General features: G+C 36.0%; 4 protein-coding genes. 3 read left to right on the plus strand and 1 reads right to left on the minus strand.

The window, feature by feature from the left end:
• Window positions 1–58: 58 nt before the first annotated feature.
• Window positions 59–2,164, minus strand: coding sequence for a winged helix-turn-helix domain-containing protein (locus tag AC27G3_RS16875; RefSeq protein ID WP_487123597.1), 2,106 nt, complete (start codon window positions 2,162–2,164; stop codon window positions 59–61).
• 200 nt (window positions 2,165–2,364) lie between these two features.
• Here AC27G3_RS16875 and AC27G3_RS16880 point away from each other — a divergent pair, with 200 nt between their 5' ends.
• The 3 genes from AC27G3_RS16880 to AC27G3_RS16890 are packed head-to-tail and all read left to right on the plus strand — an operon-like array spanning window position 2,365 to window position 9,901.
• Window positions 2,365–5,556 (plus strand): chitinase N-terminal domain-containing protein, encoded by a 3,192-nt coding sequence (locus AC27G3_RS16880; RefSeq protein WP_487123599.1) that lies wholly within the window; start codon window positions 2,365–2,367, stop codon window positions 5,554–5,556.
• Window positions 5,556–9,527: an RHS repeat domain-containing protein gene (locus tag AC27G3_RS16885; protein WP_487123601.1), complete on the plus strand. Its 3,972-nt coding sequence runs from the start codon at window positions 5,556–5,558 to the stop codon at window positions 9,525–9,527. Before AC27G3_RS16880 ends, AC27G3_RS16885 begins: the two co-directional genes overlap by 1 nt.
• The gene (locus AC27G3_RS16890) at window positions 9,527–9,901 is read left to right on the plus strand and encodes a hypothetical protein (protein ID WP_487123603.1); all 375 of its coding nucleotides are present in this window, start codon (window positions 9,527–9,529) and stop codon (window positions 9,899–9,901) included. The genes AC27G3_RS16885 and AC27G3_RS16890 overlap by 1 nt, the downstream gene beginning before the upstream one ends.
• Window positions 9,902–9,953 lie beyond the last annotated feature (52 nt).

Consider the following 9,953-nt stretch of genomic DNA (forward strand, 5'->3'; position numbering starts at 1 on the left):
TGTATATAAACCTCTAATAAATTGGTACAAAATTAAATGTAAATTATGTACGTAACTATTAATGGGTTGGTAATATCACAACCTGATTCGGCACGCTATCGATTAAGACATTTAAACAACTATTCCAATTGATTTGCCTTGCTTGTTGGCAAGAGTTTTTAGGCATTTTTTCACTAGTAGCGTTAAGGACATTGAACTTCGTTACATTGTTTTTATTAAACAAGTACAGATTCTCATCATTTACTAACCATCGCTCTGGCGATTCATCATTGGTAAATATGAGTACTTCGGTATCATTAATAAATTGCCATATGCCATCAGTATTATATTTATCAAAAAACAAACTTTCCCCATCGGTTTTTACACGATAACCACCCGCATTAGTCACTCTTTGAATTTCTTGTGTGTTCAAGTTATAAGAAAATAACTCATATGTATCATCTTTTACTTTAGTAAATATAATTTTTTCTTTGTAGAAAATAGGGTTATAGCCATCCAAACTTAAAATGAGCTCTTTGATTTGCTTTTCTTCAAAGGTATAAACTTGGATCCCCTTATCCGTACCTAGTAACACAAGTTTATTATCACTACTTACATCAAGCGCATTTATTTCAGTTTGATTGCTAAAATAACTTACTTGCCGAGACAAACTATTACTAAGTTGATACGACCAAAGTTGAGAGATGCCTGTTTTATTCGATATATACCACACTTCATCAGCACTAAAGCGGTGCGGCATGTAATTACGTTCACTTTGTCCGCTAGAAATGGGGAGAGATGTTTGTGAGTTGATGTCATATAAGAAAACATTTTGACTATATAATTCGCCTTTAGTAAAAATAATATCATCCGCATGGCGAGTAATGTTATCAAAAGGCATAAAAACAGGAATGCTTTGAGTTTCTACAATGTTAAAATCATCATCAAAATAATGAGTTGTTATAGAGCCATCGTTATCTTTATAGCTAATTTTGTCATCAAATAAAGCAGCAAAAAATAAAGGAAACGTTAACTGCTTTGACCATAGTGTAATATTTATATCATCAGCAGCGACAATATCTAATCGCGTATTTAACCAATCATTTGTTGTTAACTTTGCCAAGTACTTCATATTCGGAGAGGAAATGACTTTATAAATGCCTGCACCACCGTTATTTTCAACATTTATGAGCTTATTGACACCGTTTAATATATCTAATGTAATTAAATGACTCCCCTTGGAAATAGCAGGAGAATCGGCTATAAGTAATTTGCTAGATGATAACTTAGCCATTGAGAAGATTGGTGATTGTTGGTAGCAACTTGAAATACGCTGGCCTGAAATATTATTGATTAAATCTGAAATAGCAATAATTTCTATCCAGCAACTCGTTTGTGTTTTCACTCTTATTGCTAACATTTCATTTGACACCCATGTCGGTGTTGTCAAATCAGTCTCTTTGCGCTCTGCGAAGTGTAAAGTATTCGCTTGATTATCATAAATACCAATCAACCAATGTTCAGAATCCATGTGCTGTCCTGAATATACAACATAATTCTTATGTTCATTGGGCGCTAATTCAAATTTTCTTATTTTATCTTCAAATAAGCGATACGGCTTTGCATAATTTATCTGTGTTTTCTCTACCATGTTAGAAAATGAGCTGAACCCATAAATGGTAATAATGAGTAAGAGTAAACTAACAAAATAAATAATAGGTAGTCGATGATTTGACAACTTAGGAATAAAACTGAACGTTAAGTCTTTCTTTAATGTTTGCTCCGTATTACATGGAGTCGCTAGCGTAATTGAATGATTGGCTATATTACCATTTGAAAGCATATAACCTTTCTTGCGGATATTCTTAATTACAAGTCCATTGGTATTATCAATTTGATTTAACTTGGCTCTTAGGTTTGAAATAACACGTGTTATTGAGCTATCAGATGTGTTGCTTCCGCTCAGCCAGCAATGAGCTAAATCATCTTTAGACACCACCTCATTAAGTGACTTAATAAATAATAGTAGCACCTTGCCTTCTAAGTTTTCCAATGGCAGTTCTTCTCCACTAGAATTCGTTAAAATATTTTTTTCAACATAAAAAATGATGTTGCTATTGAGCGCTAATTTATACCCCACGGGTGACCTTTCTGTTATCACAAATAAAACTTCAGATTGATTCATTATAAATTAAACCCAAGGTATTTTGATGAAATGATTCAATAAAAATCCATAAATATTAAAAACATAAGGTTTTCATAAGGTTTACATAAAGTTTCAAGAGGGCTTATAGCATACCTTGCACAATCAATATTATTTCTGCTCATTGGTTTTTCTCCAGTGAAGCAGGCATGACTAAATATGTACGCTTTATAGGGAAGATTATGCGCTATTATTTCATTTTGATGTTTGTTTTTATTTCAAATATCAGTTTGTCTCAAGAGGTTTTCAGTTGGCAGGAGCAGGACTATCAACATCATTTGGTAGATTTTGATGGTGATGGGTTGGATGATTTATTGCTTCAACCTTTAACAGTTAACCAGCAACTAATAGTCGTTATAGCTGAACGGATAAATAACGAAACAAAATACCTACCAATCAATCAACAAGTGATTGCCGATAAAGGCAACGCAAATCTTTGGTCGTTAGAATCGGCTAAAGTCATTGTCCTTGATTTAAATGGCGATAACAAAAACGACTTATTGTTTGTCTTTCCTAAGATAAAAGAAGCTAAAAGTTATTTTGCCACTGAGAGAGGGGTAGATTTCATTTCTTCTCCTTCTAATCAAACTTACACTATACAAGAGTTACCATGGCTCGATAAAGCTGATGAATTTGACTTTTATCCAGGTGATTTTAATGGGGATAATAAACAAGAAATATTAGCTGTTTCTCAAAAAGGTAATCAACATTATCTAATGCATAGTGATGATGCGTCTAATCTACATATTGCACAAACGATTAAAAAAAATGTTAAATGGGGTAAAAATCGTCTTGAGAATATTTTAATTAAAGATTTCAATAATGATGGTAGAGATGATGTTTTTGCTTTAGCCAAGAAAAAAGATAAGTTTCATTATTTATCGATATCTAATAAAAAAGGTAAGTTAAACAAATCATCTAAAATTAAAAATAAATTAAAAGATAAGCACTGGAATACAGACGATTATAGCATTGTAATTGCTGATGCTGATGATGATGGTTTTGTTGATTTAGTCAGGTTAAATAACATGCCTGGCGGTATTGATGAAAATGAAAAGTTGATTGAGTCGCCAATAAGTGATGATGTTGATGATGTAACTGACGATTGCGATCAATTATTTTACTCAACTAAAACAGAAACTGATGGTTTATCATGTGCGCCATGGAGTAATACTACAAATACTACTGACTCAACACAGACGGCAAAAGACACAGGTGCCTATTTAGCTCAACCCCAAAATATAAGCACCTTATCAGACAATTGTCATTTAGATTCTGTCCCCACGAATCCTGGTACCGATTCTTTCTCCGCAAGTCCTCAGGTAGGGCCTAGGTGTGATGGAGACTTAAAACCAACGACACCTTCGAGTGCGCCGACTGTCAGTGGTGGAGGATACCACCCTCTAAATAGTCAAATAACATTACAGTTAGCGAACATTCAAAATACGGCATATTATGAAGTTTATTTAAGCACTTATGATGGAGGCTATTCATTAGTTAAAACTACCGCTTTAAGGTCAACCTCTATAACGATTAGAAATAGTTGGGGTTATAACTATATCAAGTATCGAGCATGTAATGGCAGACCTGTAGGCTGTAGTGGATTTAGCCCTTGGAGAAGAATTCAAGCTTATAGCTCGCCATATGCAACAACGTTAAATGCTTCACCGACTAGCGTTACTCTCAACGGAACCTCAACTCTCTCATGGCCTGCACCTGGACATATTATATACACTGGTACTCGTTATGAACGTAAGTATAAAAAACCTGACGGTACTGAAGTATCGTTATCAAATATTAATCACATCGGTGGGACTAATAATTATAGTTTCACAAGCTCTAACTTAAGCCAAGCTGGAAATTATACCTTTTCAGTGCGAGCCTGTAATCCTAGTTTACCATGCGGAAGTTGGGGAACTAAAAATATAACGGTTAAAAATCCAATCCCGCAAACACCCACCCTATCTGTACCAAGTAATAGCAGTACCGGTAATTACACCGTATCTTGGAGCGCTGTTGCCTATGTTACAAGATATGAGTTGGTTGGTGAACTAAGTGGTACATTATACTCAGGCTTAAATACCTCAGATGCCAGGTCAAAACCTAGTGGTACATACTCATATAAAGTTAGGGCATGTAATAGTACTGGCTGTAGCGGTTATTCACCGATAAAAACGATTGTGGTTAATATTTTACCCCCTATCCCAAGTGTACCTACACTGAGTGTCCCCTCCTCGGATGATGACGGTATATACATTGTGTCATGGGGAGCCGTGAGCAATGCTACTCGTTATGAGCTATATGAAAATGGTGTTCGGGTTTATTCAGGAAGTAATTCATCAAAAAGTAAAACAAAATCCAACGGTACATATTCTTATAAAGTCAGGGCATGTAATGCTCGTGGGTGTGGTAATTTTTCATCAACAAAAAATATCCTCGTTGATATCTTACCTCCCATCCCAAGTGCACCAACACTGACCGTTCCCTCCTCAGATAATGATGGCACATATACTGTGTCATGGGGAGCCGTGAGCAATGCTACTCGTTATGAGCTATACGAAAATGGTGTTCGGGTTTATTCAGGAAGTAATTCATCAAAAAGTAAAACAAAATCCAACGGTACATATTCTTATAAAGTCAGGGCATGTAATGCTCGTGGGTGTGGTAATTTTTCATCAACAAAAAATATCCTCGTTGATATCTTACCTCCCATCCCAAGTGCACCAACACTGACCGTTCCCTCCTCAGATAATGATGGCACATATACTGTGTCATGGGGAGCCGTGAGCAATGCTACTCGTTATGAGCTATACGAAAATGGTGTTCGGGTTTATTCAGGAAGTAATTCATCAAAAAGTAAAACAAAATCCAACGGTACATATTCTTATAAAGTCAGGGCATGTAATGCTCGTGGGTGTAGTAATTTTTCATCAACAAAAAATATTGCGGTTACTATTCAAGCTGCCAATACTCCCCCTGTAATCTCAGGAACACCACCAATATTAATTGGTGTTGGAGTTAACTATAATTTCTCACCAACAGCCTCAGATATTGATTTAGGAGATGTTTTAAGGTTTATTATTGTCGGCAAGCCCGCATGGGCGACATTTGATACTGCGACGGGGATCCTATCAGGTACGCCGAGTGTTTCAGATATAGGCTTTGATTCAAATATTGTGATCAGTATTACAGATGAAATTGAGACAGTTTCATTGCAATCATTTGAGATAGAGGTCATACAAACAAATAATTTAGTGACTTATAAATATGATGCGAGAGGTCGCTTAATAAAGGTAACTAATTCAAAAGGCGAAATCGTTGATTATAACTACGATGATGCTGGTAATCGCACAACAGCAGGGAGAGCTAACTAATGAACTCTATTCTATCTACAAAACTAAAACTTGGGTTTACTGCTCTTGCCTTTTCATTGTCATCCTACGCTAATGTAGAACCAACAGGAACGAATGAAGATTCTGAAAAACTTATTTTAGATGGCCAAGCTGTATTATTCACAGAACTCGACCCTGATGTTGTAAAGTTAAAGCCGTTGAATGTTGAGCCTGACATTAACAATATTGATTTATTGTCAGGGATTTTTCGTCCTAAACTTCCGATATTGAGTATTCCTGCTGCACCTAATTTATCATTTCATACGATGCAGCAATTTGATTCAAAAGTTATTGGGAAAATGTTAGTGCAAAATCAAGCGCTTGCTCATGCAGGTTCATATACATTAACTTACGGTGGGACTATATCCGAATATTTTAAATGTAATGGGGGGGAGCTTTGCGTAACAGACCAACCAACAGGCTCTATAGTTATCGGGAGTTTGAAAAATGGTATTACATACAAACAAGGCCATACTGGTATTGTTATTCGGTATGATTCAAAATCTTCATACTCCGTTAATACTTATGAAACAGCCACTTGGTATGCAACAGAAGTGTCTTACCCTGATGGGGAAAAATTAACGATCAGCTATGATACTGCACTAAATGCCTCTCAAACTTTACATAGACCAGCGACCATTTCAACCAACATAGGCTATACGTTATCAATTGAATATCAATCTGATGATTATACACAAATGGGCTGGTCTCAAATTAAAAAAGCATCGATTAAAGATGCTTCAAACAATATAGTTGCTGAGCAGAATTACACAGTAGAAAATTCATCAACAACACTAACTAATCTGCAAAATAGAAGTTGGACATATAGTGGTTTTTCCAATGCATTAGGCTCCTTAGATAATGCTAGATCTTTTAACTATACATTACCAAGTGATGATTCGGAGAGTATCTCTGTTAGTTCAGAAACTAGAACTTATGGAACTTATGAACATGATTATTTTGTTACTCAAGTTATAGAGTCAGGCCAAACATTTAACTATACCTATACAGCTAAAACTGGCAAAGGGTACGACCCAAAAAAGCAGTTTTCTAAGCTTGTAATAACTGGACCAGAGAACTACAAACGTACAATTGAATACGATGTAAACCCTGCACCACGTTCAAATCAATTTATTAGCTCCGATACTAATGGGTTAAATGAAAAAACTAATTACCAATTTAACAATTATGGTCAGTTAATATCAGTAACACATCCGGAAGGTAATAAAATTTCAATTACTTATGATGACGTAGGAAATATAACAAAAAGGACTGTATCGCCTAAGAGTGGGTCACAATTACAAGATATTATTACCTCCGCGAATTACAACATTACTACTTGTCAAAAAATCACATGCTTTCTTCCTACCCATACTATAGACGCGAATGGTAATCAAACAGATTACACGTTTGGTGATCATGGCGGTTTGCTAACCAAACTTGAGCCTATTGGTAATAGTGGCGTTAGTCTTAAAACGACAAATACATATCAAGCTTATTTAGGGATAGATAAACTAGTCAAAACTACAATTTGTGAGAGTGCTAATTGTGATACTGCTAAAGATTCTATTACACAATATGAGTACTGGAATGATACCAAGCTCCCTTCAAAAGTAACAAAAACTGATGGTACCGGCACAATTAGTCAAGTGGTTACTTATACATATGACGAAGCTGGACGACTAATATCAGAAGATGGCCCATTAACAGGCACTTCAGACAGAAAGGAATACACATATGATGAGTCTGGGCGACAAACTTGTGCAATTGGCGCGGTAAACCAACAAGGTAAAAGGGTTACCACCAAGACTACCTACAGAGCACAAGACAATCAGGCGATGAAAATTGAAACTGGTACATTCGTTTCTATAGCTCAAGATTTAAGCACGTGCTCTATTAATGTTAACTCGGTAGTTGATAACGTATATAACGCTAATGGGTTGAAAGAAAAGGTAACTATAGGCTCTCCTTCTAGTGCTAAGGTTCTTTCTCAAATATCGTATGATGGGTTGAATCGTAAGGAATGCGAAACCGTTCGCATGACACCTTCTGAATTTGGGAGTTTACCAACTTCTGCATGTATTTTAGGAGCTGAAGACGATAACGGCTCTGACCGTATAGTACACAATACCTATGATAAATTATCCCGGATAACCAAAACAATTTCTGGGTACGGTACGACAGATGCTGGAGTTGATATCGAAATTGGGTATACCGCTAATGGCCAAATCGATTGGCGCAAAGATGGTAATAGCAATCAAACATCATATAGCTATGACGGTGTCGATAGGTTAGAAAGCACTACTTTTCCGGACAGTTCAACAGAAAGCTTTACCTATGATAGTAACGGTAATGCACTCACCTTGACGAAACGTGATGGAACAATACATACACACACTTATGACACTAGAAATGCTAAAACCAAGACGGTAATTGAAGGTGAAGACGATTTAGTATTTTCATACGATACGTTTAATAGACAAATTTCCTCAATTCGAGGTCAAAATAGTGTTGTAAGTAGCTATGATGGATTGGGACGACTAAAAACATCGAGTACTAATGGAAAAACGTTATCCTACAGTTATGATGTTGCAAATAGACGAACTAAAGTTACTCACCCAGACAATTTTTATATCGACTATGCCTATGATGCAACAGGTGCATTAACTTCATTAAGTGAAGGCGGTAATAACCAACTAGTTAGTTATACGTTTGATGATTTAGGCCAACTTAGCGCTATAACACGTGGCAATGCTGGTGTCTCGTCGTCGATTAGTCACGACGTATTAAGCCGCCCAATTACTTTTGACCACAATGGATTAAATCAGACAACTTTTGGTTACAATCCAAGCAGCCAAATAATCGAAAAGGAAGTCTCAAATGAAGACTTTCAGGTTAAATTACCAATAGTTGGTCAGCAATCATATACAACCAATGAATTGAACCAGTATACAAATGTTGCTGGGAAAATAATTAGCCATGACCTTAACGGAAACCTAATAGATTATGACGGTTGGGTATATACATACAATAGTCATAATCGATTAACAAAAGCGTCGAAGCAAGGAGCCGTGCTAGATTTAACTTACGACCCAACAGGTAGGTTGTACAGTTCTAGTGTCAATAGCAACATTACAAGTTTTCTATATGATAATGATGAGCTTGTCCTAGAATATGATTCAAGCGGTAATATAATTAATCGTTATGTACATGGTATAGGTGTAGATGACCCATTAGTTTGGTATAAAGGTAGCAGTAAAAATGATATTAATTATTTACTGGCAAATGAACAAGGGTCAATAATAGCCGAAACATCAAAGGAAGGTAATGTTAGCCAGATACATCAATATGGTCCATATGGAGAGCCGGAAAATGTAAGTAATTCTCGCTTTAGATATACAGGACAAATCCTACTGCCAGATACGGAACTGTATTACTACAAAGCACGGATTTATCATCCAAAGCTAGGGCGATTCTTACAAACTGACCCTGTGGGTTATGAAGATCAGATGAATCTTTATGCTTATGTGGGGAATGATCCAATAAACTACACAGATCCTACTGGTGAAGTTAGGCATGGTATAAAGAAAAACTTAGCAAGAAGTGTCACTAGATACTACGAGAAAGTAAAACAGTTAAGAGAAAATAGAGCCAAAGGCAAAATAGGTGAACAAAAAACTCGTGACAAGTTAGGTGATGATATAGCTGGTGAGCAAGTAACTCTCGAAACACAAGGCGGTGATAGAGCAAGGGTAGACTTTGTGAAAAAAGACAAAGGTGTCGTTGAAACTAAAACTGGTGATGCAAAGCTTTCGAAAGGTCAAGAGAAGGTTAAAGAAGCAATTGATAATGGAGAGCCAGTTATACCGAGAGGTAAAAATGCTGAAAATGCTGGGCTTCCTAAGGATAAACCAATTAAAATGAAAAACTGTAAAGTTGATAGGCATTGTTGATGACTGAAAAAACAAAATTAAATAGAGTAGTTATAGATTTTGTAGCTAAAGGTAAAACTGAAGATCAATGGTTAGTTGTATTGGTAGAAGAAGCTAATGTTGAATTTGATTTAGATGGATTTCTTTATGATTTTCAAGATCGACTATACAACTGCCTTGACGCCATTATAGATGGTCAATTGGCTGATAAATTTCCAGACACTTTAAACAAAGATATTGTAATACGAGTAGACTGTTATCAGATACCTAGGCAGGATGTTGAAGAGTTCTTTGTCAGTTTTTCTAATGGTGTCCTAGCCCTACAAGATTACGCTGAAGGGCTAGCTAACAGTAGTTATGTAAAAGATATAACTTTCGAAATAAATTTTGATTAACTATATCTGATGACTTCAGATTTATTTTTGAATCCAAAGCCTCGCTAGTCGG

The sequence above is a fragment of the Colwellia sp. SU-HH01217 genome (genome assembly GCF_057543495.1).